Consider the following 25,655-nt stretch of genomic DNA (forward strand, 5'->3'; position numbering starts at 1 on the left):
GGACGAGTTCATGGCCGAATTTTCAATTATTGATCGATATTTCAAAAAAAATATTGTTCAGCAACAAGATGTCATCTTAGGCATTGGTGATGATTCGGCTCTGATCTCACCACCTTTGCATCAGCAATTGGTGGTATGTACAGATACATTAGTGTCTGGACGCCATTTTCCAGTCGATACCAGTGCACATGCCATTGGCTGGAAAAGCGTTGCGGTCAATTTGTCTGACATTGCCGCAATGGGCGCTAAGCCACATAGTATTTTATTGGCTTTAACCCTCCCCGCTATTGACCATGAATGGCTCGAATCATTTTGCCAAGGGCTATTTGACTGCTGTGCGCCATACCAAGTTGACTTAATTGGTGGCGATACCACGCAAGGGCCGCATTTAACCATCACCGTCACTGCAATGGGCTGGGTCGAATCTGGTCAAGCCATTACGCGCTCAGGGGCGCAGGTTGGCGACTACATTGTGGTTAGTGGCCAATTAGGCGATGCTGCTTTTGCTTTAGCACATCCTAATCACCCATTAAGACAACGCTTAGACTACCCAACACCACGCTGTGAACTTGGCCAGCAATTGGTGTCTTTGGCATCAAGCATGATCGATATTTCAGACGGGCTTTGCCAAGATTTAAGCCATATTTTACAAGCATCTCATGTGGGTGCAGATATTTATCTTGAAAGTTTACCCATTGATTCAGCATTACATGACTTGCCACTGACTGAGCAATGGCAATATGCTTTAGCCGGCGGTGATGACTATGAATTATGCTTTACCATTTCGCCTCAGCACTATGAAAAATTATGTCAATTGACAACATCTCCTGCTTTCACTGTGATTGGACAAATTCAATCTAAATTAGGCTTGAATTTTATGCATCATCAACAAAAGCAAATGTTAGATCTACGTGGATACCAACATTTTGCCTAAATCAAAAATTCAGTTTTCCCAATATTCTTTTTACCATCGCTTCATTTTATTTTTAGGGGTTGGTCTTGGTTCGGGACTTGCGCCCAAAGCACCTGGCACCTTTGGCTCATTATTTATTCTTGTTTTAATTCCACTTTGGTTATGGTGCGGTTTTTATCTTTCATTCGCACTCATCACCATCATGTCAATGGTTGGCTTTTACATTTGTGGTCACAGTGCCAAACTCATGAATGTTCATGATGATGGACGCATCGTTTGGGATGAATTTGCAGGACAATCCATTGCACTGTTGCCTTTAATCTATTTTAATATCGTCACGGTACAATGGGTCATTATCGCATTTTTGTTATTTCGATTATTCGATATTTGGAAACCATGGCCAATTTCGATTGCAGATGAAAAATTGGTAGGCGGATTAGGGATTATGCTTGATGACCTGATGGCAGGAATTTGGGCAGCGCTGTGTATCATTATTTATTTTTTGGTTTAAATCCAATGAAATAGGGTTATTATGTCAACTACTGTTATTATTCTTGCTGCAGGTAAAGGTACTCGCATGCGCTCAAGCCTTCCAAAGGTACTTCAACCTTTGGCTGGACAGCCCCTACTTGGTCATGTTGTCCAAACAGCAAAAGCATTACAAGCCCATCAAATCATCACCATTTATGGCCATGAAGGCCAACGCGTCAAAGATGCATTCCAACAAGAAGACATCCAATGGGTTGAACAAAAAGAACAATTGGGTACAGGACATGCTGTACAAATGGTATTGCCTGTTTTACCACAAGATGGCTATTCATTAATTTTGTATGGCGATGTGCCACTTGTCAGCAAAAAGACCTTAGACCAACTTGTTCGCGCAACAGCAACATCAGGCATTGGTATGATTACACTCAATGTTGCTGATCCAACAGGTTATGGCCGTATAGTCCGTAAAAATGGCGCGATTCAAGCCATTGTTGAACATAAAGATGCATCTGATGAAGAACGTCAAATTCAAGAAATTAACACTGGCATTTATTGTGTAAGCAACGCGAAACTGCATGAATGGCTACCTAAACTGTCCAATCATAATGTTCAAGGCGAATATTATTTAACCGACATTGTTGCCATGGCCGTTCAAGATGGATTAAGCACAGCATCTATTCAGCCTGAACAAGCATTTGAAGTTGAAGGTGTAAATGATCGTATTCAATTGGCTGCCCTTGAACGTGAATATCAACGTCAACAAGCCAAACAACTCATGCAACAAGGGGTTGCTTTTGCAGATCCTGAGCGTTTTGATTTACGTGGTTCACTCAAAGTCGGACAAGATGTATTTATTGACATCAACGTGATCATTGAAGGTGAATGTGAAATTGGTGATCATGTCGTGATTGGTGCAGGCAGTATTTTAAAAAATACCTGTATTGCTGCACATACCCAAGTCCAACCCTATAGTGTATTTGACCATGCTCAAGTCGGTAAAAATAACCGTATTGGACCATTTGCACGTTTAAGACCTGGCAGTGTACTTGCAGCAGATGTTCATATTGGTAACTTTGTTGAAGTAAAAAATACACAGATTGGAGAGGCATCTAAAGCCAATCACTTCACGTATTTAGGTGATGCAGACATCGGCAAAGGCTGTAATATTGGTGCAGGTACCATCACATGCAATTATGATGGCGTCAACAAACACAAAACAACAATTGAACATTATGCATTTATTGGATCAAATTCTTCGCTTGTTGCTCCTGTTCATATCGGCACTTATGCAACTATAGGTGCAGGCTCCGTCATTACCCGTGATGTTAAAGCACACACGCTTGCTTTTGAACGTTCACAACAAACGGAAAAAACAAACTATCAACGTCCTCAAAAGACGCAATAAAAATACAAGGAAATTATATGTGTGGCATTGTTGGTGGCGTTGCAGAACGTAATATCAGTGAAATTTTAATTGAAGGCTTAAAACGCCTTGAATACCGTGGTTATGACTCAGCAGGTCTAGCGCTCATTAATGAGCAGCAAGTCTTACGTGAACGCCGTGTTGGTAAAGTTGTAAATTTAGAAGATGCTGTACGCACACAAAATCTAAGCGGTAATCTTGGCATTGCGCATACGCGTTGGGCTACACATGGTAAACCTAGTGAAGTGAATGCACACCCGCATATTTCAGGTAAAGTAGCGATTGTGCATAACGGCATTATTGAAAACTATGCGGAAATTAAAGCAGAATTAGAAGCGCTTGGTTATCAGTTCAGCTCACAAACAGACACTGAAGTGGTTGCGCACTTAATTGCTGAAGCATTAAAAACACAGGCAACTTTATTTGATGCAGTACAACAGATTGTACCGCGTTTAAAAGGTGCATTTGCTTTAGGTGTGATTCATGCAGATTATCCTGATGAATTGATTGCAGTACGTGAAAACTCACCGCTTGTGATTGGTGTCGGGATTGGCGAGCACTTCATTGGCTCTGACCAATTGGCATTACTCCCAATTACCAATCGTTTTATTTACCTTGAAGAAGGCGACATTGCACGTTTAACACGTACTAACGTTGAAATTTTTGCTCATGGCACTAACCGCATTGAACGTCCAATTAAAGAGCTTGATGCCGCTGTTAGCCATGCATCAAAAGGTGAGTATAAACACTTCATGCTCAAAGAAATTTATGAGCAGCCAGAAGCATTACAACAAACTATTTCACAAGCACTCAATGGCAATCGATTACGTGATGACTTTTTAAGTCATGCTGAACAAGATTTCTCAAACATTGATCAAATTCAAATTATTGCATGTGGTACCAGTTACCATGCAGGTATGATCGCGAAATATTGGTCAGAACAGTTAATTGATTTACCATGCCAAGTTGAAATTGCAAGTGAATTCCGTTATCGCTCACCTGTGATTATGAATCGCACTCTGTATTTGTGTATTTCACAATCAGGTGAAACTGCGGATTCATTGGCTGCTTTACGTGATACACAAAAGCGTGCCAAAGCCAAAGACTTAAACATCACAACCATGGCGATCTGTAATGTCGCGACATCATCAATGGTACGTGAAACAGACTATCATTTATTGACTTTGGCTGGACCTGAAATTGGTGTGGCATCAACCAAAGCATTTACCACACAATTGGCTGCGCTGATCTTATTAATTTTAAAAATTGGTACGGCTAAGCAACGTTTAGATGAAGCTGAAATTGACTGTATTGTCAAAGGTTTATGGCACTGTCCAAAAGTATTGTCAGAGACTTTACAGCACAATCAGGAAATTTTACGTTTATCTGAATTGTTTGTTGAAAAACAACACTGCTTATTCTTAGGTCGTGGCACGCTATACCCAATTGCACTTGAAGGGGCATTAAAGCTCAAAGAAATTTCATACATCCATGCAGAAGGTTATGCAGCGGGTGAGCTGAAACATGGTCCATTGGCACTCGTTGATAACGACATGCCTGTGGTCATTTTAGCACCTCAAGACAGCATGCTTGATAAACTGAAATCCAATATGGAAGAAGTTCAAGCGCGTGGTGGCGAACTGTTTATTTTTGCGGATGAAAACAGTGGCATTGTTGAAAAAGATCGTCAGCATGTTGTGAAAATTCCGCATATCAGCGCATGGCTTGCACCTATCGTGTATAGCATTCCTGTGCAGTTATTGTCATATCATGTGGCTGTATTACGTGGTACAGATGTTGACCAACCAAGAAACTTGGCTAAGTCAGTGACTGTTGAATAAGTCTTTAAACAACTATTCTTGATGGTGTATGAGAGTAATAAAGTACTCTCGTACAGATGGTGAGAGATTAAAATGCTCTCACCATCAATATAATAATTAAATCTTAGATTTTTTGTGCTTAATATATTTTTTTAAATCAATACTATTCTAAACCTATCAAATAAATTCTAAGACCATTAAAAATACATATAAAAGTGAAGGATACACTGAATGAATTTTATGGAGTTAGGTCTTTATGTTCTAACCATTGTAGTCATGATTGCAACGCCAGGACCTGTGATGCTGTTGGTTGCAAGTGCAGGTTTAAAAAATGGATATCGTGCTGCATTACAAACTATTTTGGGAACCAATTTTGCCTCATTAATTTTAATAGCTATATCTATTTCAGTATTAAAAGGCATTCTCAGCATCAATGAACTTGTATTTATTATTATTAAACTATTAGGTTCGCTTTATATTGCATATATTGGTATTGCTTTACTCAAAGAAGCAAGACAAACCCATACTGCAAGTATGACACCAATAACAACGGCAAATGGCGGGTTTAAAAAAGGCTTTTTAGTAGGTATTTCTAATCCCAAAGATATTATATTTTTCTCTTCTTTTTTCCGCAATTTATTGGTATTCATCATAGTATTAATATCAGTTTATCTATTTTAGTGATTGTTTGGATTGTGCTTGATTTCATAACGCTCTCTATAGTTTATAAAATGTTCCATACCATTTCAAAAAGTAAAATTTACCCTAAACTTTTAGCCAGCTGTGCATTACTATTAATCTGTATTGCAGCTTATGGTATTTATATGTCTGTTCAATATTTTGTCTAAATTATTTATTCACTCTAAAATATTTAATTTTTCCTACGCTTATAGATTTTCAACTATGGATTTACTGCTATTTGCTTTGTGGTCAGATCATGTTGATGTTCACGGGTTAAGTTCCCAATCGCATCATAAATCCATTGTATTTCACTGTGTTGGTTTTTACCTTTAATGAGCTGACTACGATCATCATATGCAAACTCTTCTGTTTGCTGATGTTCTAGCTCATGACCAATATGTCCATAGCCTACTATACGCTGAGTAATTAACCCGGCTTGATCATAAGCATATGAGGTTTGTTGTGCATTGGCATCGATATGAACGAGTAAGCGTCCTTCAGCACATGATATAACGTGTCAAGAGCGTTTACTCTATATACAATACACTTTAGCATTTACAATAAACTATTAATAAATTGTTCTTGAAAAAATATTAACCATTCTTCATCCTCATTTAAATCACTATCAAACTCTAAAGTTAAGATAAAAACTTTAATCCTTAAAAAAAAATAATAGGTTGTATCCTTTTGTATATTTTTATCAATCTGATCCCAGTTTTTTTCATTGAGGTTATTAAAAACTTTTAATAACTCTTCTTCACTCATATTTTTTTTTACTATTAAATTAATTTCATTAAAGAAATCTTGTATATAATCTATAGTCGTATATCTACTCAAAAAATCTAAAGCCTTTAAGTTAATATTATTTTTGCGTAACTTTAGAACTTCAAATATTTTAAAATAATCTTCAATAATCATATTTAACTCCTAGTTGGTTAAGAACAGACTGACATGAGCGACAAGTCTTTTTTAATGTCCCATGTCCTTTACCAGATTCACCAATATTAACTGCTAAACTTTTGGAACCAATTATAGATTCATGTTCTTCTAATGCTTGATTAGCACAAGATATTTCACCACAATACCCATGCCATTTTTCTCTTTGCATAGATGGTACATTATCCAGAGCTTGCTGTACTTTTGGATGAGTTTTTCCAATACTCCCACTTACACCAGTATAGATTTTTCCGTTTACTTTTAACTCAGCCGCCGCTCCTTTATTTTTTCCTGAGCTCAAGGCTATATCTGCAGCATCCTTCGCACTTTTTGCACCAGAACCTAACCTTGTATTCAACCCTAATGGATCCACCCACCCCACAGGGTTCGGGGCATAGGCATATACATTCAATCCGCCTGATAGGCCAATCGGGTCTTTACTGATAAAACGACCAATCTCTGAAGAGTAATAGCGATGTCGGTTGTAATGCAACCCGGTCTCAACATCAAAGTATTGCCCTTGAAAGCGTAAGTTGTTGGTGACAATCTCACTATTCTCAAACAACTGTTGGACTGAAGGACCTTTTAACTCACCCCATGCTTTATATGCTGCTTGCCAAACAATGTGTGCCTTGGCATTACTCAGCTCTTGCGGTGTGCCTAAATGATCACAGTGGTAATAATAAATTTGACTTGTGGTCACTGCATGTTGCTTTGTATTCCACAATGGGTCTTTGTGAATACTATATGTTTCGTTTTGAGCGAGTTGCGGCGTGGTATGGAGTGTAATCGCTTGATCATAGTTGATTTGCAACAATGGAATGAAGCTGTCTTTTTCATACACATAGTGACGCGTGTGTTGTTCTGCAGACTCATAGGCTAAGGCCTCACCATCCCAACCATAAATCGTGCGTATGCTACTGCCGGCTTGCTTTTTAGCCTCTTTAGCAATCCGTCGCCCAAGTGCGTCATAACGATAGCTTGCGGTATATTGTGCATTACGACTTTCAATTAATCGCCCAAATACATCCCATCTTAAATTCAGCTGTCCTTGTTTACCTGTCGTGTTGTGCTGAATCAGTTGACCATAAGCATCATATTCATATTTTGAATCTAAATAATCTTGAACAACATTGTTGATCAAATGGGTGGATCGCTTACTCGAATGCGTTTGGGTTTGAGATGTTGCAGCTCGTGGATCAAGTAAATTACTTGCAGGGTCAAATGCAAAGGTTTCTCGACCAAGTGAACTAGTTGCTTCAAGCAAACGACCTACAGGGTCATAACGGTAATTTAACGTGCCTCGGCGGCTGTCTTTAATTTGTGTCAGTTGTCCTGTACGGTCATATTGATATACCCGCTCAATTAAATCCTTGCTGTGCTGTATCGCATTATTTTGTGGGCTTGATGTGCTGTTGTTATAGCCACTTTGATGATGGTTTTGGATGGTTTGTTGTTGTAACTGCCCCATCACATCATATTGTTGGCTTTGCGATAAGCCATTGGCATAATGACGTAATGTTTCACGGTGTAAGTCATCACGTTCAAAGCTGACTAAGTCATCACCATTGATGGCAAGACCATAAACATGTCCTGTACCATAAGTCATGTGGCTTAAGGTTTGTCCATCTGGACGAATAGTTTTCACCCGATCATGAATTTCATCATACATATGCTGCCACACTGCTGTTTGCTTTGTGGTCAGATCATGTTGATGTTCACGGGTTAAGTTCCCAATCGCATCATAAATCCATTGTATTTCACTGTGTTGGTTTTTGGCTTTAATGAGCTGACCACGACCATCATATGCAAACTCTTCAGTTTGCTGATGTTCTAGCTCATGACCAATATGTCCATAGCCTGCTGTACGCTGTTCAAGGCGTCCCATACTGTCAAATACAAAATGCTGAATACGATCTTTTACTGCAAGGCTGTCATGGGTTTGACCATAACGTTTCGCCACTTCAACACTGGTTGTTAGTTGACCTGTGCTTTGTTCATAATGGTAGGTTTTACATTTACCGTCAAAGTCTACTTCTTCAAGTAACCGCCCCATAACATCGTATTTAAACTGATACCGTGCGCCATTTTCATTAGTCAAACAAGTTAAACGGCTTAAACGATCCCATGTATATTTGAGGGTTTGCCCCATTGCATCTGTACGCTGAGTAATTAACCCGGCTTGATCATAAGCATATGAGGTTTGTTGTGTATTAGCATCAATATGTACAAGCAAACGTCCTTCAGCATCATGAATATAATGCTCTTCGCTGCCATTTGGATAGGTTATTTTTTCTAATTGCCCGAGCGCATTTAAAGGTAAATTGGCTGCAATCGGCTGACGTGGCTCATTGCTTGGCTCACTATAATGATAAGTGACTTTCTCACGTAATGCATTGGTGACACATACCACACGGTTACGTGCGTCATACTCCCACTGCATGGCCTTACCTGAACAGTCAACATAACGAACCAAGTTACCTTGTGCATCATATTGTAGCTGTTTAATACCGCCTTTAGCATCTTGGATGCTGACAGGTAAACCAAGCCCATTATAACGATATTGCGTAACTGATTTGAGCGGGTCGGTCTCTCGAATTAAATTGCCTTGATCATCATATTCTTTAAGCCAACGCCCATCTTCTGCATCAACATGCCCCACCAAACGGTTTTGCTCATCATAGGCATAATGCAGCATTTTTCCATCTGGCTGGGTCATGCTTAAAACATTACCACGCTCATCATAGCTATAACTGGTTTCTGAATCATCTAAAGCAATATGGTTAATAATGTTCTTTTGGTCATCACGGAAAAACCATTCTTGTAATCCATCAGGATACACAGTGCGATAGGTATAACCTGTAATACCGTAATAATGCTCGGTTTGATTGCCTTCCAAATCACGAAGGGTGGTTTTACGAATATCTGGATCCCAAATCAGCTGGCTGGCTGAACTACGGTCATCTGCCCATTCTGCAACGGCCTTAGATGTCGGCAATATGCCATCATATTCGATGTTCATACCACGACCTGTCAGGTCGGTATAACGTGTCAGTAGATGATGCTGATACGCATAATGATGGCTTTGTGCAAACTCATTAGTTGCTTGGATTAAATTACCAAATTCGTCATAACGGTATGCTGCCAATTGGCGTACAGGTTCATTGTCTTGAATTAACCATGCTGCCGCCACTTTGCGCTCAGTGTTGAGCTGCAAATTTACCTGTGCAAGAATACTTTCGCCTTGTTTAAAAACAAGATCTGATAAGTAGGTTTGACCATCAATCAAATGATCATAGCGTAGCCCAACTGTAAATCCATGCTCATGGTCAAGCGTAACCAAACGATAATTTTGACTGGTTTTATCTAGCTTATAAATTTGGTGATTGAGCGAATCAAAAGTAATTACTTTTAAGTCATCTGATACGCAGCTATAGGTAAAGCCTTCTACAGCATCATAATGGCTTTCACCTTGTTCTAATTCTGGAAGTTTAATTGCACGTCCATCTAAACCAATATATTCAAATCCATTTAAAGGGGTTAGCTCATTTGGTAAGGCTGGATTAAATGCAGTGGCAGGAATAATTGCCGTATTAAACGGCGTGATCCAACGAGCACCAAAAATACCATCATTGTATTGGTACAGATCTGACGAATAATAACGAATCAGTTGTTCTGCAAATAAAGGATGGATTTGCGCATCTTGATGCAATAAGGTTTCTGTGCCTTTTGCAAAGCTAATTGAGCAACCTGTACCTGTTGATGTGCCATTTTTACAACGACTGGCATTTTGATTGGCAGGCACTTCTTTACTGATTTTTTCAAGTGGCTGCGTATTTTTATTGGTCGCGGCTTTCGCTGTTTTATTGGCTGCAACAGAAGTTGAAACCGCTTTCTTTCTATGTAAAACAACACTATCAAGTAAAACCTGTAAAAGCCAAGCAATACTCTGTTCTGTTTTAGGGTTACTTAACCCTGAAATTTTTTGATTGGCTGTGATCCCCAAACGTTTAAACTGATTCGCTAAAGTAAGTACAGATTGTTTCGCATCTGCGGATGTCAGTTGAGTCGCGACTTGAGCAGTTGCATTTACTTCGCTTTTAATTAATGCTTTGCCAAGGTTTTGAACCATATAACTTAAATTGAGTACAACACGTTTAGCATCACCCTGAGCAAAGCCGTCTACTGCGCCATCAAATTGCTGTTTTGCTCGGTCGACATTACGGCCACTATTACTAAAAACTTGACCTTCGTTAATAACTCGAACAATCCCGCCATGTGTAGTGTCAGTAATTGTCTGAACTGTCTGACCGGATGTACTTAAAATAGGACCTATTTCTGCAAGACCTGAAGTACAAAACTTTTCGATATCTCCTGCCACACGTTCATTAATATGATTCGCAATCACGGTGACTATGGCAGCACTTAACCCACTCTTACCACCCCTTAGCATTTCTTGGCGAACGAGTGCCAATGCTGGACGTGCTGTTACTCGAATGGCAGCTGTTGCAGGCACTGGAATGATACCAATGACATCAATTGCCAAATTACTGTAATCTAAGATATCTGCTTTTTCTGTTCCTTTATCCACCAATTGAATAATATCCGAGACCACATCTACCGCTGCCATGATACTGCCTGAAATCGGCAACATAGACAAAAATCGGATCAAGACATCAATACCAATCACTTGATAAGTATGATCTAACAACCATTGATCTATTTCTTTACGGACTCGATCGATATCTTCAGGTACAAGCTCTGTTAAAGGTTTAACCACTGATTCTGACACGGAAGGAGCCTCTTAAATAGATACAAATGGATTTGTTGGAATGACATCAGATGTTGACGTATTGGGATGCGACATATCGTCATTTGAGCCAATACCATCAATTACTTTTTTAAGGTTTTCTTGATTTAACATGGTTTCTTGCATTAAAGGAATGACACCGCGTAAGCCATCTGATTTAACTTTTTTAGTGTTTTCAATCAGTTGATTAAGCGTGTGAGGTTCAGATATTTTCTTAAAGGCTCGTCCAAGTAAACTGGTACGCTGAGGCTGAGTCGTATTGGCCGATGGCCACGCTGTTTGACGTTTAAAATCACTGTCTGCACGCCAAGGATCACGTGAATCAGGCTCAAAATACACTTTAGCAAAACCTGTAGGTAAGCCTGTCACTTCAGCTTGACCTTGATCATTTAACTGACCTTTGGTTTCTTTGCCTAAATTATCAACCAACGTATAACGACCATTTTTTACCCCTTGATCGCGGTTATAAGTATTCAATAACTCTAAGATGCCTTGACCACGTTTTGGGCTTGGTGGCAATTTTAATTGCACCTGCCCGCCACTTGCGCCTTTAAAGGTGCTTTGCGATGATTGAACGTCAAATACGCCTTTGGTTTTAAGGACAATTCCTGATGAAGACAGTTGCAAACTCGAACCATTTACTTCAAAAGTAATCTCTTTCGGTGCAGAGATACGAATAGATTCTTCAACTGACCCCAATTGAATACTTTGTTTAGCCAATGCTGAAATGCCGCCACCATGTGCTTGAATTTCAACATTGCCTAATCCTGCAAATAGACGAGCCCCTTGCTGCGCTGCAAATAAACTGATTTTTTCTTGGGCTTGTACAAATACATTCTTTTGCGTGCTGACATTGATGCTGTCGCCCGCACTGTGATTAATTTGCCCATCTGCAGATAAAAAGATATTTTCATGACTTGATAACGCCACATCTTTAGGCGACGCCAATAAAATGACAGCCTCTTTAAAGACTTTGGCTTTATCTTGATCTTCTTGCTCAATTTGATTTAAAAATGCTTTTAAATTCTCTAGCATATCGAGCGGATCAACTTGTTGCCCTTGGGCAATTTCATTTAAAGCTTGTGTATTATCAAGTGATCCTTGCAGCTGTTTTTTTGTGGTTGCAGCATCAGCATGAGGCTGTTTTGCATGAGCGTCTTCATGAGTAGAAAGTAATAGCCCACGACCCGCACGGACCGCACCCAATGCATCTGTTCGTAATTCAAAGCCTTCACCGCGCCCTTGACTGGTCGCCTGATCTTTAGGATGGCTTAAGTGACCTAAGTTAAGCTGACTGACTGCATGGCTACTTTGTAATTGGGTACTAATTTGCCCTGTGGTGTCATCAAAGCGAAGTTGGTTAAACCCGCTACCATCGACTTCTTGTGAACGAATTCCACTTAACTTTTTAGTGTGTGGTAACTTTCCTTTTCGATCAAACTGGGTAGGTGTACGTTCTGCTTCATGCAAACGACCCATCACAAATGGACGGTCAATATTGCCATCAAAGAAGTCAATCACTACAATTTCACCGACACGTGGTAAAAACCGCGCACCATAACCATCCCCTGCCCACGGCGTTAATACATCTACCCATGCCGAATCTGTATCTGAGTGATTACTTCCTGCACCGCCATCATGTGCATTATCTTCTGCACGACTAAATAGAAAACGTACTTTAATTCGTCCCCATTCATCCACATGAATTTGCTCACCTGCAGACCCTACAACCTGCGCACGTTGTACATGTGCAACAGGCTTGTCTTGTTCTGGATGATATGACGGTACAACATCAATACTACGACGAATCAAAGTTAAGCAATTGCCTTGACGCTGTGCTTCTTCTTCATGGTTTTTGTTGTGCCAATGGCTTTCTGTTAACAAGTATTGAACTTGTTTTTGAATATCTTTGGGTAAGTTATTTTGGTTATAAAAATGCTTATTTAAGATCAAAAATTCTTGTTCTGATTCATGATGTTGATCAATTTCTGGATGCCCATGAAATTTAAACCAATAACCAACTTTAGCATCACGCACGGTGCTATAGGCTGTAAAATATTTTGCGTTGAGATTATGCTGTTTAGACAATTGATCATTAAGATGTTCGAGTTGTGATCTGCTTGATGCAGTCGCACCATCTTCACCGTTTAAGTCTTGTATCCATGCAGGGCTAATGTGCCATGCATCTTCTAAACTTAAACTTTCATTGTCATGTTGCTCACTGTGCTGATGATAAGATAATACTGATCCTGCCCCATCTTGCTGATTAAGCTCATTGGGTTGCCAACGTTGTACATGTACCGCTGTGGGCTGTAATTTACGCTGTGCAATAAATTGGGTTATGGTATCAAATGGTTCAGTTGCATCGCTACGGTGAAAACGAATATTCTGACGTGTTAATGCCTCAAACTGATGATTATCATCAATTAAACATAATTTTTGAGGCTGAATTGGAGCACTGTTATCACGAACAAAACTTTCTGTTTCATCAATAAAAAAATTAATCCCTTCTGACTTGAGTAACCGAGTTATAAACTCATACTCAGATTCTGCTGACGTTTGCATTGTAAAAGGTCGAACATCATAGTCTTGATGAAGACGTTCGGTGCTGAGGGTTAAGCTTGCTGCAAATAAAGGGCTGCGTTCTTGCCATTCTTTAAACAAAATTTGGATAATGTCTAGGCAAGATTTATTCATAAAGACACGCTGATTACGGCGTTTTTGCCATAAAGCAGTTGCGTCTTTGAGTTGTAATTTGTAGACCGTTAATGAGCCGTCACTTTGACCTTGTGAAGCTTCTGTAATAAGCCCTGTTGTTCGAAACAATTGACCTGTATCTGTAACCGTATCAATTGCAACTTGGCAACCCATGAATTGTTTTAAAGGAATTGTTGAGTCAACCGACAGTGCCAATAATTCTATATTTAAACCAGAATTAATTTCTTGATGACCATCAACGCGCTGAACAAATACGTTTTTATTCAAAAAAGTATTTGAAAATTTCGCACTGATTGCACGTGTCTGACTATCAAAACCTAATTTATCTAAAATATCGTAAATATTGAGCACTAAAAAAGCCTATCAAATAATATTTAATTAAGATTAAGTTGAATATATCACACTAATTTACATAAAGAATACTTTTTATACACAGATTTTTATAAAAGTGATTGAGTGAAGAATTGTTAGTTGTAATTGCCAATATATGACATCGGCTTGCGTAGTTCATGCAATAACAGCGCTAGCTACACCGATATTTAATTGCACAGATCTATGTTTTAAGCCTAACCTGCACCAACAACATGACTTTGTTGTTTAATTAATTTTGCACCACAACTTAATGCATCATTTTCATAAGCAACCGATTTACCATCGACAATCACATCATTATGCATTTTTTGCACAGTCGACCAGCATTTGCATTTGGGACAATAATGGCCATCTCCTGCTCTGAGTACAGGAACACCCATGGTGGTATATTGACTTTGTGTAGCAGGCACAACACCCCCATGTGTTGTCTGTGCTTTATCAACAGCAAAACCTTTCATAACTTAAACTCTTTGTTAGCAACAAACTTAATGATTACATTTAGAATGAATATTTAAACACATTTATGCAACATTAATGTGACAAAAATTACTTTTTTTAGTGTAAAAGTTAATAGATTTACTGATTTAAATTATTATATAGTCATTTTTAAACTGATTAACATCATAATGGCCTTGTTCTAAGTGAATGTGATAATCATCAAACAAAGTCAGTTCAATACAATCATCCACATCAATGACAGCATCGGTATGTGCTTTCTCCCAGTGTTGTTCAATAAAAAATTTTCCTTCTTGTTTGGCATCCATCGGATCATGTCCTGCCACTACTACATATTTATGAATTTCACCAAAAAGATGGGGCACATATGCCCCAAGATTAATTAAATATAATTTTAATTGTACTGATTGATGAGGTGGTTCAGGCTGAATCACCACACGATAATCTATCCCTTGGTAGCTGACACCATGAATTTTCATCCATCCGTCAATGTGTACCCCTTGTTTTAGACCAAACCATTGTTGTTTTAATTTGCCATAACTGTGGCTTAAATCAGTACAAATGACAGGTCGTATATCATGCACTTCAATGTGTGCCTGTGCATGTTTGCCTCCAAGTAAAACCAAATAAAGATTTAACACCAATTATGCCTTTGTTTAAGTCGATGAAATCAGTAATCCTGCCACTGTAAACATCATGAATGCAACAAATAAGTCAATGCAACGCCATGCTATCGGCTTTTTAAACCACGGTGCCATTTTTCCTGCCCCCCAACCAAGTAAAGTAAACCAAATGATTGATGCTGCGACTGCACCGACAATGAAAGCAATTTTTGCTTGCCCTGCTGTATGCTGACTGCCAATTGCACCAAGCAAAACCATACTGTCTAAATACAAGTGTGGGTTTAATACAGATACAGCCAATACCAAATGTACTGCTGTGGTTCGGGTGATTTTTTCTTCTGCATGTCGCACATACAAACTTGCTTGGGCAAAAACTGCTCGTTGAAGTGCTTTTAGCCCATACCATGTTAAAAAGGCAACACCACCCCATTTGGCAATAAACATCAAAATGTCATTTTGTTGAATAAATTGTCCAATACCTGCCACGCCTAGGGTGATTGCAATGGCATCACATAAAATACAAATGAATACCGTAAGCAAAACATGTTGACGTTGTAAGCCCATACGAAGCACATGTGCATTTTGCGCTCCAATAGCAATAATAAGTCCCGCACCCATGAACAAGCCTTGTCCAAATGTCATCCACCACATGGCAACCTCTTTTTAATATTTGGTCTGAATATGGCTATTATTCACAAAGTGATTGCTTTTTAATTATTATTAAGAAAATATAGATCAAACTAAATTTTTTTAAGGTTACCGTTGGTGTTGGATCACAAACAGTGCGCAGCTTTTTTAGCTGTGGTCGAAGCTGGCAGTTTTGAGATTGCAGCAACTCAGCTTCATGTTACTGCTTCTGCAATTACCTTGCGGGTGAAAGCACTTGAGCATGCTTTAGGGCAAATTTTATTGCTCAGAGAAAGACCGTGTAAAATGACACAAGCAGGAGAAGAACTTTGGCATTATTTAAATAAAGTTCGTTTATTAGAACAAGATTTACTGCATCAGTTTTCAGGTAAAGAAAATAACTCGCCATTTTTTAAAGCTTCAATTGCCACCAATGCAGATACCCTTGCCACTTGGTTTTTGCCTGCATTACAACATGTCATTTTAAAAGAAAAAATATTGTTAAATATTCATGTTGATGATCAAGATCATACTCATGCTTTACTGCAAGCGGGTCAAGTCAATGCCTGTGTCTCAACATTATCGACCCCACAGCATGGCTGCTATGCGGTGTATTTAGGTCATATACGATATTATTTGGTGGCATCAGAAAACTTTATTCGGCAATGGTTCCATCAAGGAATTCATCGTAATACTTTACGCCATGCACCTGCTGTTATTTTTAACCGTAAAGATGAAATGCATGCGGATGTGTTACTCAAACAATTTGGTCTACCTAAAACGGCTTATCCATATCATTTTATTCCATCGTCTGAATCTTTTTTACATGCGATTGAATTAGGACTTGGTTATGGCATGGTGCCAGAACTGCAAGTCAAAGACACTAACTTAATTATTTTAAGTCCTCAAGCCACCTTAGATATTCCTTTGTATTGGCACCATTGGCAGCAACAATCTAAACAATTACAGCTATTAACCCAGCATGTTGTACATTATGCTCAACAAATATTAAACTAATTATTTATATTATATATTTCATTCACTTATAATCAAAAAAATGCTTTTTTAGTCCTATTTTCATTGAATATTATACTAAAGAATACAGCATATTTATTTCTAATTTGATTCAGATATATCACAACTCAAATCATGGTTTTTAAATTAAATATATTTAAAAACAATATCTTAAAAATAAAGATATCAATGTAATACATATCACATGCAGTATAAAAATAGGTTTGAGCATTAAATTTTAATTTTATGCCCGATTGGCTCTCTCTATTATCAAATAAATGGCTCTCGTTTAATGGCATGAAAATCGCCAAATTCTTATTTATAAACATAAAACATTTAATGTTTTATTGATTAATACGGTACGGCCTATTTATGCACGAACTGATGGGGGTCTATATTAAAATGACTGATTGCTTACCCTCATTCCAAAGTACGCTACTGCTAAATAAGTCAGTACATCCAGATGGTTTTATATGTATCAGTGCTCTATTGCTTTCAATTAAAAACAATATCACATGACATGAATAGGGATGCATCATGAAAAATAGCGCAGTAAAAGATACCTCTCTTCCAACATCCGATACATCTTCTCAATTTGAACGGTCAATTGGGCTGATTTCAAACTTTTCTTTGGGTTTTACTTATTTATCACCATTGACCGCAGTTTACTCCTTATTTGCTTTGGCCATTACATTGGCAGGTCCACCTTCTATTTGGTGGATTTTAGTGGCAGCATTTGGTCAATTATTGGTTGCTATTGTGTTTGGTGAAACTGCATCACAATACCCAATTACAGGCGGGCTTTATCCTTGGGCACGGCGGCTATGGGGACGTAAATATGCATGGATGGCTGCTTGGATTTATTTATGGGCCATTGTTGTGACAGTTACCTCTATTGCAGAATATAGCGCAGCCTTTGTTGCCTCATTATTTCACTATGAAAATAGTCCGATCAATAGCTTATTAACGAGCGTCGTTTTATTGCTGTTTGTGATGGTTATTAATATGTCTGGCACCAAAAACTTAGCACGAGTTGCTCGAATTGGGTTTTGGTGTGAAATTGTGAGTGTTATTGCCTTAGGTATTTATTTACTGATCTTTCATCGCGAACAACCCTTTTCAATTGTTTTTGACTCAATGGGTGCAGTCGCAAGTAATGGTTCTTATGTGACTGCATTTTTTTCTGCATCCCTCCTTGGTTTGTTTATGTTTTTTGGTTTTGAGGCATGTGGTAATGTCGCAGAAGAAGTAAAAAATCCAAGCCGACAAATTCCTGTTGCAATGATTCTAAGTATTGTCTTTGGTGCTATTTCGGCAGTGATCTCTGTACTTGGCTATTTACTGGCATCGCCTAATTTGGCGGCTATTGTTTCTGGTAAAATTAGCGATCCTATTCCTGCTATTTTACGTGATGCCTTAGGAACAACTGGCGCCAATATCTTTATTGTCATTGCCATTATTGCAATGCTCTCTTGTATTTTATCGTTACAAGCTGCGCTCAGTCGTTTACTGTTTTCATTTTCACGTGACAAAATGCTGCCGAAAAGTGCTTGGTTATCTAAGCTGTCTGCACAAGGTGTGCCTGACCATGCCATGATTGTAAGCTGCATATTGCCGCTTATAATTTGTGTATGGGTTTATTTCTCACCAGACAATTTAGCACGCATCACAGCATTTGCTGTCATCGGAATTTATGTTGCATTTCAAATGATTGTATTCGCTGCACTGCGTCAACGTATCAAAGGGTGGAAACCTGCAGGTGAATGGAGCGTGGGTCGCTTTGGCTTTGCAATTAATGTGATTGCGTTAATTTATGGTGTAATGGCAATTTATTTATTGGCACAGCCTGCGGATGGCCATACCATTTTAGATCGTTGGGTGGTGTTGATTGGCCTTGCGATTGTCATTGGTAGTGGCTTGTTATATATGTTTATTGCCAAGCCATATGGACAATCGAATGCACCAGAAAATGATGCAGTCGAATATGCCAACAAGTTACGCGCATTTAAACAGCCATAAATGATTTAATGTAACGTACCACTGAAATATAAGTGAAACGGCGCATAGGTATTTTTTTGATATGCTTGAACTTGATTGTCATGAATCAAACTACCTATGCGATATTTTGCCGTATTAGAGACAATCACCCGCCCTTCTTGGTTGGTAATACAGACCACATCATCAATCAGTTTAAGTTCTTCTGAAATGCATTCTTCAAAGGTTGCAACCAATAAGTCCATCACTGCAACACCCATAAACTGTTGGTTCACATAAATAGGCTGTGCTGCAGTTAATGTATACGCTGTACTGCAAATATAGTCCACATATGGGCCATGAATATATGGTGTTTGGCTGCATTCTGTATGATTAAACCATTCAAACGTTCTAAAATCTAACCGCTGCTGTGTGCCTTGATCAAGCTCTAATTGAAGATGATCTGACGTCGGCTGTTTTAACCACCACTCAAGTAACCAATATTCAGAATTGGTTTGTTTTTGATCAAAATAACTGGCAAACCCTGCACCATGGCAATATGGGTCATTCTCAAGCCGCGGTTGAATGGCTGTTTGCAGCCCTAAACGAAGCTCAGGTGAACACAATATTCCTGGCGTTAAATTTTGTGTGGCTGACGATAAAAAAACCTGTTGAAAATCCGCAGCCAATTGTTGAATAGACTGCATAAACAAGCCAGCAATAGATGAGATTTTTTGCTCTAAACGTTGAATGCGCTGCTGCTTATCGCTTGTAATGTCCATACTCAGACCTTCATTAAATTTGAGATTTATAATGTTTTCAGTTTAAATTTTTGATTTAACAATTCATCTGTCAAATGCATGAAAATCTGCTCAATACAATGAATCGCCTGTGTATTTTTTTGACTAAATTGCTCAAAAAATTCTAAATATAATGTGCTCATTGCTGTATGAATTTCATCTTTTTGATATAACACCGCAATAAGTGGTGCCCATTCTGATTGAAGCATTAATGCCTGATTGGCAAGTCGGGCGGATTGTGCGTTGGCAACAATAGTAAGTAAGCAGCGCATATCTGACTGAGCTCGAAACTCAGCTGTGCTTGCTTCGGCAAATACATCAATACAATGTTTTAACTTGGTCAACTCTTTCACAGTGGTGCGCTGTAAAGCAAGTTTGGTGCTTCTGAGCACGATTGCCGCATGAAACTCTCCTAAGTCAGAGAGATAATCACTACTAAGCTGATGTAGAGGATGTTGTTTGACCCGCTGCTCAGATGATATTTTATTAATGAAGCTACCACCATGTCGTCCACGTGTGGTGTAAATCAACGATTGACTTCGTAATGTATTGAGTGCTTCACGAATTGTGATATGTGACACCCCCATTAGCTTCGCCAATTCTGCTTCATTGGGCAATTGCTCATTCGCTTCTAACAAGCCAGTGATAATGGCATGGCTTAAACGTGCAATCACTTGCTCAACTCGAGTAGCTTGTCCAAGTGGACTAAAAATTACAGCATGTCTAATCATGAGTCTGCTAGCAGATCCATTTGAAATAATAAATGGATTGTAAGAGAAGCAACTTAAAATGAATAATTATTTTTCTCAATAAACAAAAAAAAGAGAGCGAGCTCTCTTTTTTTATGTACCGAATGCTGACTAGCTGAGCTGTTTATTTAAACTCTCTGCATCATAATAATCACCTTGATAAGTAATTTTACCTTCATGTATGCGAATAAAGCTCACACCCGTGAAGGAAATTGGCTTATTGGTTGCAGGTTCAGTTCCCCATACACCCGTATTTGTCCCTGTAATACGCCATTCAAATGCAATCCCATCTTTATTCAAAATAGGGGCGCTAATCATTTCCCATTTGAAATCAGGCAACGCTGTTAAGAACACTTGGATCACTTGTTCTTGTGCTTGTGTCTGACCAATCAAAGGTGAACCAACCGCTGCATCAAAATATTGAACATCAGGTGTCAAATATGTTGCGGCTTTTGGAGCATTTTGATTATTCCATTCAGCCATATAGGAATCTATCAATTGCTTTGATGCTGACTCTGCTGCAGTTAAATTTACTGTTGCTACTTCTTTATCATTATTCATTATGTTTTAACCTTAAAAATACTTTCTACTTCAATGACGTTCATACAAGTGTATTATTCGTCATATGCACTCATTACATGCTTAATACGGGTATATTCTTCTAAGCCATAAGCAGATAAGTCTTTACCATAGCCTGATTTTTTGAAACCGCCATGTGGCATTTCAGCAGCCAAAGGTATATGGGTATTAATCCAAACTGTACCAAAGTCTAAATCACGGCTAAAACGTAAAGCACGAGAATGACTTGTCGTCCATACACTTGATGCTAAACCATATTCAACATCATTGGCTTTCTCAAGCGCATCATCATCGTTTTTGAAAGATTGAACAGTAATCACAGGACCAAAGATTTCTGTTTGAACCACTTCATCATGCTGCTCTAAACCACTAATGATGGTTGGTTCAAAATAATAACCTGGGCGGTCAACACGGTTACCACCAATTTCAATTTTGGCATTGGCAGGCAGTCGTGCTAAAAAGCCTTTAACTTGATCAAGCTGACGATCATTATTTAAAGCGCCATACAATGCAGTTTCGTCATCTGGTTGGCCACAATGAATGGTTTTAGTTTGTTCAACTAAAAGCGCAATGAATTTTTCATAAATTGACTCTTCAACCAAAACACGTGCTGCAGCTGTACAATCTTGCCCCGCATTAAAGAAGGCTGCAATGGCAATGGTTTCTGCTGCTTTTTCTAAATTCGCATCAGCAAATACCACGACAGGTGCTTTTCCGCCTAACTCTAAATGTGCTTTTGCTAAGTTTGCAGCAGCAGATGCCGCCACTTGTAACCCTGCACGCACAGAACCTGTGATTGAAACCAAAGCAGGTGTTTCATGTGAAACAACTTTAGAGCCTGCATCAGCACGACCTAAAATTACGTTAAACACACCTTTTGGAAATAGTGGCGCTGCAAGCTCCGCTAAAATTAAGCTACTCGATGGTGTGGTATCACTCGGTTTTAATACAACAGAATTACCTGCTGCCAATGCAGGTGCAATTTTCCAAACGGCCATCATTAATGGATAATTCCATGGTGCCACTTGACCAACCACGCCCAACGGCTCACGGCGGATACTTGATGAATAACCCTCTAGATATTCACCTGTTGCTTTACCCTCTAAACAACGTGCAGCACCGGCAAAGAAGCGAATATGATCAATAGAAGTTTTCACTTCTTCTTGAGCAATCATATGCTTTAATTGTCCTGTTTCAGCACTTTGTGCATCAATGATGCGCTCAGCATTTTGTTCTATTACATCTGCAAGTTTTAACAACGCATTTTGACGAGCTGATGGTGTAGTTTTACCCCAAACTTTTGCCGCTTCCAATGCTGCAATATATGCCTGATCCACATCATCTTGAGTCGCATTTGGTGATGAGGCATATACTTGTTCATCTACAGGACTGACAAGATCAAAAAACTCAGTACCACTAGTTTGGACATATTCGCCATTAATAAAATGTTTTAGTACTTCTTTAGTCATTTCCATCGCTCTTGTTAAAACATATAACATTTTATGTATTATTTTAACTATTTTTTGTCAAGAACTATTCAGTAGCCTCTTCATTCATAGTATGGGATCAAATACAGTAAAAATAACGAAAGAAATAACTTAAAGTACTATTTATTAAACATTTTTATTTATATATACAGCAATATGAATACCATCAATACCCTGCATTGGCTCTCTTCTCTAAGTAGTAAATGGCTCCTTAAAATTGCATTTGCATACATCTTTTTTTGCTGTCTTAATTTAGCTTTTCAATGCCAAATTCTCGTAAACATTGCAATAACATACCAAAAGCCATCATCATGTCTTTTTCATTCACACAAGCAAATCCAAGCAATAGTCCGCGCTGTGCACGTGCATGAGAAAACAAATAATATTGTGATAATGGACGAGTTTTCACGCCATAGAGTAAAGCACTTGAAGCAATTGCCACATCATCACAATGCGATGGTAATTTTAAAATGATATGTAAACCGGATTGATCATCATATTCATGTAAGAAATCTTCACCTAAATAACGTGAAATTAGGTTAATTAAAAATTTTCGTCGCTTACCGTAAAGCAGACGCATACGACGAATATGTGCTTCATAGTGTCCTTCACGAATAAATTCAGCCAATGCACGCTGAATCAGTAAATGTCCACCACGGTATAATTCTGCCGCAGCCACACGAAGTGGCGAATACAATGCTTTAGGTACCACGATATAACCAATTCTTAGCGCAGGATAAATGGTTTTACTAAACGTGCCCATGTAAATAACAGGGCTGTCTTCTTCTAATCCTTGCAAAGATGGGTAAGGTAATCCTGAAAAGCGAAACTCACTGTCATAATCATCTTCAATAATCCAACTTTTATGCTCACGTGCTATAGCAATCAATTGCTTTCGCCGTTCCAAACTAAGATGTGACCCCAATGGATATTGGTGTGATGGCGTCACAAAGATGAGTTTAGGCGACCCTTTGGGCAATTGATCTAATACAACACCATGCTGATCAATAGGCAACGGACGCATTTGAACGCCATTCATGCGTAAATTATTCCGAACACCCCAATACCCAGGATCTTCAATCCAAACATCGTCACCAATATCAGTAAGCGTTCGACAAACCAAATCTACCGCTTGATGTACGCCTTCAGTAATAATAATTTGGTGAGCATCACAGTGCACTGAACGTGCAACACGTAAATGATCAGCCAAAGCACTACGCAATTCTGGGCAGCCGCCTGCACTGCTATAGATCAACTGTTCGATTTGCGGCTCTTTATTGAGTTTAGCCTGTATCCGACTAAATATTGGATGTGGAAATTCGGTCACATCTGGTGCACCAGGTACAAAAGCACCCCATTGGTAGGGCGATGCGGCAGCATAGCCGACTAAGCTTGCACCACGACGTGACAACATTTTTTTTTCAGTACTTGATGGATGAACTGTATTGGCTTTTTCTTGCGCAACTTTTAAAAACGCATCTGGCAAGTGTGGTACTACCCATGTGCCATGTCCTGTTTTCGCATCCACATAACCTTCTGCCTGTAATTGCTCATAGGCACTTAATATGGTATTTCTTGAAACATGTAACTCTCGTGCTAAATCTCTTGATGCTGGCAGCCTTGCCATGGGTGCTAAAATACCCTCTACAATTGCATACCTTAAGCAACGAAATACGCGCTGATGTAACGTGCCACTGGTTTCTTGTTGCAACCGTTGCAGTACATGATCTCCTAACAAACTATGCAATTGGCTCTCTCCGACATGTAAAAAGTGGCTCTCGTAAAATCAATAAAAACAATACAATGTAGTTTAATGATCCGTCGTGTTGTTATTGTAAAGCATCTATCGATGCAACAGCACATGACAAAATCAATGTATTTAAAAAGATAATGAGGATTGCAATGAGTACACAACAATCAGAGCTCAATACACGTAAACAAAATGCGACCCCTCGTGGTGTCGGTGTAATGTGTCAGTGGTATGCTGAAAAAGCTGAAAATGCAACTATTTGGGATAAAGAAGGCAATAAGTATATTGATTTTGCAGGCGGGATTGCCGTTCTAAATACAGGGCATCGCCATCCAAAAGTGATTGCAGCTGTTCAAGCACAACTTGAGCAATTTACTCATACAGCATATCAGGTTGTACCGTATGAGAGTTATATCTCATTGGCTGAACGGATTAATGAACGTGCACCAATTTCAGGCGCAACAAAAACTGCTTTCTTCTCAACAGGCGCAGAAGCTGTCGAAAATGCAGTAAAAATTGCCCGTGCGCATACAAAACGCCAAGGCATCATTACTTTTGGTAATGCATTCCATGGTCGTTCATTTATGACTATGGCGATGACAGGTAAAACTGCACCATATAAGCGCGATTTTGGTTTAATGCCAGGCGGTGTATTCCATGCACGCTATCCAGTCGAAAAACAAGGGATTAGTGTAGAAGCGGCAATTAATAGTATTCATGACATTTTCAATGAAGATGTTGCTGCACACGATGTGGCTGCGATTGTATTAGAACCTGTACAAGGTGAAGGCGGTTTTCATATTGTTCCTGATGCATTTTTTGTTGAATTACGAAAAATTTGTGATGAGCACGGTATTGTCTTAATTGCAGATGAAGTGCAATCTGGTTTTGCACGTACAGGTAAACTGTTTGCAATGGATCATTATTCAGTTGAACCTGATTTAATCACTATGGCAAAAAGCTTGGCAGGTGGTTTTCCATTGTCAGGTGTTGTTGGTCGTGCAGACATCATGGATGCGCCAAATCCAGGCGGACTTGGTGGGACTTATGCAGGTAATCCAATCTCAATTGCAGCAGCACATGCCGTCTTAGATGCGATCGAAGAAGAGCAATTATGTGAGCGTGCGAATACGCTTGGTAAAGAACTGTTAACGACTTTAACTGATTTAAAATCAAGCCATTCCGATGTGATTACCGATATACGTGCGATTGGCTCAATGATTGCTGTTGAAGTGCAACATGCAGATTTTGCGAAAGCTATACAAAACGAAGCAATGCGACATGGTCTGTTGATACTGACCTGTGGTAAACATGGTAATGTAATTCGCTTCTTGTATCCGTTAACCATTCCTGCGGATCAATTTAAAGAAGGTTTACACATCTTAAAACAAAGTTTTGAAGTACTAAACTAACCATGAATACCGACAACAGCAG

Annotated in this window: 18 protein-coding genes and 1 pseudogene; 8 read left to right on the top strand and 11 right to left on the bottom strand. The window is 39.0% G+C overall.

The window, feature by feature from the left end:
• Positions 1-10 precede the first annotated feature (10 nt).
• The 5 genes and pseudogenes from thiL (at position 11) to CFY84_RS07810 (ending at position 5,493) form a co-directional block, all read left to right on the top strand.
• Positions 11-934, top strand: a complete 924-nt coding sequence (thiL, locus tag CFY84_RS07790) for a thiamine-phosphate kinase (RefSeq protein ID WP_088823653.1) — start codon at positions 11-13, stop codon at positions 932-934.
• Positions 912-1,424, top strand: a complete 513-nt coding sequence (locus tag CFY84_RS07795; protein ID WP_088823654.1) for a phosphatidylglycerophosphatase A family protein — start codon at positions 912-914, stop codon at positions 1,422-1,424. Before thiL ends, CFY84_RS07795 begins: the two co-directional genes overlap by 23 nt.
• Before the next feature lie 21 nt (positions 1,425-1,445).
• Positions 1,446-2,807 (top strand): bifunctional UDP-N-acetylglucosamine diphosphorylase/glucosamine-1-phosphate N-acetyltransferase GlmU, encoded by a 1,362-nt coding sequence (gene glmU / locus CFY84_RS07800; RefSeq protein ID WP_088823655.1) that lies wholly within the window; start codon positions 1,446-1,448, stop codon positions 2,805-2,807.
• A 17-nt stretch (positions 2,808-2,824) separates the two neighbouring features.
• A complete protein-coding gene (gene glmS / locus CFY84_RS07805; protein ID WP_088823656.1) occupies positions 2,825-4,666 on the top strand; it encodes a glutamine--fructose-6-phosphate transaminase (isomerizing) in 1,842 nt (613 codons plus the stop codon).
• Between the two features lie 210 nt (positions 4,667-4,876).
• A pseudogene (locus CFY84_RS07810) lies at positions 4,877-5,493 on the top strand (LysE family translocator).
• 388 nt (positions 5,494-5,881) lie between these two features.
• Here the strand turns inward: CFY84_RS07810 and CFY84_RS07820 are convergent.
• The 6 genes from CFY84_RS07820 to CFY84_RS07845 form a co-directional block, all read right to left on the bottom strand.
• On the bottom strand, positions 5,882-6,244 hold the full coding sequence (locus tag CFY84_RS07820) for a hypothetical protein (RefSeq protein ID WP_088823657.1): 363 nt from the start codon (positions 6,242-6,244) through the stop codon (positions 5,882-5,884).
• On the bottom strand, positions 6,234-11,054 hold the full coding sequence (locus tag CFY84_RS07825; RefSeq protein WP_143218775.1) for an RHS repeat-associated core domain-containing protein: 4,821 nt from the start codon (positions 11,052-11,054) through the stop codon (positions 6,234-6,236). Before CFY84_RS07825 ends, CFY84_RS07820 begins: the two co-directional genes overlap by 11 nt.
• 12 nt (positions 11,055-11,066) lie before the next feature.
• Positions 11,067-14,141: a type VI secretion system Vgr family protein gene (locus CFY84_RS07830; protein WP_088823658.1), complete on the bottom strand. Its 3,075-nt coding sequence runs from the start codon at positions 14,139-14,141 to the stop codon at positions 11,067-11,069.
• A gap of 215 nt (positions 14,142-14,356) precedes the next feature.
• Positions 14,357-14,620 carry a PAAR domain-containing protein gene (locus tag CFY84_RS07835; protein ID WP_088823659.1) on the bottom strand — a complete coding sequence of 88 codons (264 nt, stop codon included), beginning with the start codon at positions 14,618-14,620 and terminating at the stop codon, positions 14,357-14,359.
• Positions 14,621-14,746: 126 nt separating this feature from the next.
• Positions 14,747-15,259 carry a DUF1543 domain-containing protein gene (locus tag CFY84_RS07840; protein WP_228149619.1) on the bottom strand — a complete coding sequence of 171 codons (513 nt, stop codon included), beginning with the start codon at positions 15,257-15,259 and terminating at the stop codon, positions 14,747-14,749.
• A gap of 15 nt (positions 15,260-15,274) precedes the next feature.
• Positions 15,275-15,892, bottom strand: coding sequence for a LysE/ArgO family amino acid transporter (locus CFY84_RS07845; protein WP_088823661.1), 618 nt, complete (start codon positions 15,890-15,892; stop codon positions 15,275-15,277).
• A gap of 114 nt (positions 15,893-16,006) precedes the next feature.
• Between CFY84_RS07845 and CFY84_RS07850 the strand changes: the two genes are divergently transcribed.
• Entirely contained in the window at positions 16,007-16,885 is an 879-nt protein-coding gene (locus CFY84_RS07850) for a LysR family transcriptional regulator ArgP (RefSeq protein ID WP_088823662.1), read from the top strand.
• 534 nt (positions 16,886-17,419) lie between these two features.
• Complete coding sequence (locus tag CFY84_RS07855) at positions 17,420-18,901, top strand: APC family permease (RefSeq protein WP_171289061.1); 1,482 nt, start codon at positions 17,420-17,422, stop codon at positions 18,899-18,901.
• Between the two features lie 5 nt (positions 18,902-18,906).
• Here the strand turns inward: CFY84_RS07855 and CFY84_RS07860 are convergent, their stop codons facing one another.
• The 5 genes from CFY84_RS07860 to pdxR form a co-directional block, all read right to left on the bottom strand.
• Positions 18,907-19,638, bottom strand: coding sequence for a cache domain-containing protein (locus tag CFY84_RS07860; RefSeq protein ID WP_088823664.1), 732 nt, complete (start codon positions 19,636-19,638; stop codon positions 18,907-18,909).
• A 26-nt stretch (positions 19,639-19,664) separates the two neighbouring features.
• Entirely contained in the window at positions 19,665-20,387 is a 723-nt protein-coding gene (locus CFY84_RS07865; protein ID WP_088823665.1) for a FadR/GntR family transcriptional regulator, read from the bottom strand.
• Positions 20,388-20,516: 129 nt separating this feature from the next.
• Positions 20,517-20,966: an ester cyclase gene (locus CFY84_RS07870; RefSeq protein WP_088823666.1), complete on the bottom strand. Its 450-nt coding sequence runs from the start codon at positions 20,964-20,966 to the stop codon at positions 20,517-20,519.
• Between the two features lie 53 nt (positions 20,967-21,019).
• A complete protein-coding gene (locus CFY84_RS07875; protein ID WP_088823667.1) occupies positions 21,020-22,453 on the bottom strand; it encodes a gamma-aminobutyraldehyde dehydrogenase in 1,434 nt (477 codons plus the stop codon).
• A 265-nt stretch (positions 22,454-22,718) separates the two neighbouring features.
• Positions 22,719-24,218 carry a MocR-like pyridoxine biosynthesis transcription factor PdxR gene (gene pdxR / locus CFY84_RS07880; RefSeq protein ID WP_088823668.1) on the bottom strand — a complete coding sequence of 500 codons (1,500 nt, stop codon included), beginning with the start codon at positions 24,216-24,218 and terminating at the stop codon, positions 22,719-22,721.
• A 155-nt stretch (positions 24,219-24,373) separates the two neighbouring features.
• Here pdxR and gabT point away from each other — a divergent pair, with 155 nt between their 5' ends.
• The gene (gene gabT, locus CFY84_RS07885; RefSeq protein ID WP_088823669.1) at positions 24,374-25,633 is read left to right on the top strand and encodes a 4-aminobutyrate--2-oxoglutarate transaminase; all 1,260 of its coding nucleotides are present in this window, start codon (positions 24,374-24,376) and stop codon (positions 25,631-25,633) included.
• The last annotated feature ends 22 nt before the right edge of the window (positions 25,634-25,655 follow it).

The organism is Acinetobacter apis (assembly GCF_900197575.1).
Classification (GTDB): Bacteria; Pseudomonadota; Gammaproteobacteria; order Pseudomonadales; family Moraxellaceae; genus Acinetobacter; species Acinetobacter apis.

What these genes read in the sequence shown, in the direction of transcription:
- thiL (WP_088823653.1), top strand. Translation starts at nt 11, where the DNA reads ATGGCCGAATTTTCAATTATTGATCGATATTTCAAAAAAAATATTGTT.
- glmU (WP_088823655.1), top strand. Translation starts at nt 1,446, where the DNA reads ATGTCAACTACTGTTATTATTCTTGCTGCAGGTAAAGGTACTCGCATG.
- glmS (WP_088823656.1), top strand. Translation starts at nt 2,825, where the DNA reads ATGTGTGGCATTGTTGGTGGCGTTGCAGAACGTAATATCAGTGAAATT.
- CFY84_RS07820 (WP_088823657.1), bottom strand. Translation starts at nt 6,244, where the DNA reads ATGATTATTGAAGATTATTTTAAAATATTTGAAGTTCTAAAGTTACGC.
- CFY84_RS07835 (WP_088823659.1), bottom strand. Translation starts at nt 14,620, where the DNA reads ATGAAAGGTTTTGCTGTTGATAAAGCACAGACAACACATGGGGGTGTT.
- CFY84_RS07845 (WP_088823661.1), bottom strand. Translation starts at nt 15,892, where the DNA reads ATGTGGTGGATGACATTTGGACAAGGCTTGTTCATGGGTGCGGGACTT.
- CFY84_RS07855 (WP_171289061.1), top strand. Translation starts at nt 17,420, where the DNA reads ATGAAAAATAGCGCAGTAAAAGATACCTCTCTTCCAACATCCGATACA.
- CFY84_RS07860 (WP_088823664.1), bottom strand. Translation starts at nt 19,638, where the DNA reads ATGGACATTACAAGCGATAAGCAGCAGCGCATTCAACGTTTAGAGCAA.
- CFY84_RS07865 (WP_088823665.1), bottom strand. Translation starts at nt 20,387, where the DNA reads ATGATTAGACATGCTGTAATTTTTAGTCCACTTGGACAAGCTACTCGA.
- CFY84_RS07870 (WP_088823666.1), bottom strand. Translation starts at nt 20,966, where the DNA reads ATGAATAATGATAAAGAAGTAGCAACAGTAAATTTAACTGCAGCAGAG.
- CFY84_RS07875 (WP_088823667.1), bottom strand. Translation starts at nt 22,453, where the DNA reads ATGACTAAAGAAGTACTAAAACATTTTATTAATGGCGAATATGTCCAA.
- gabT (WP_088823669.1), top strand. Translation starts at nt 24,374, where the DNA reads ATGAGTACACAACAATCAGAGCTCAATACACGTAAACAAAATGCGACC.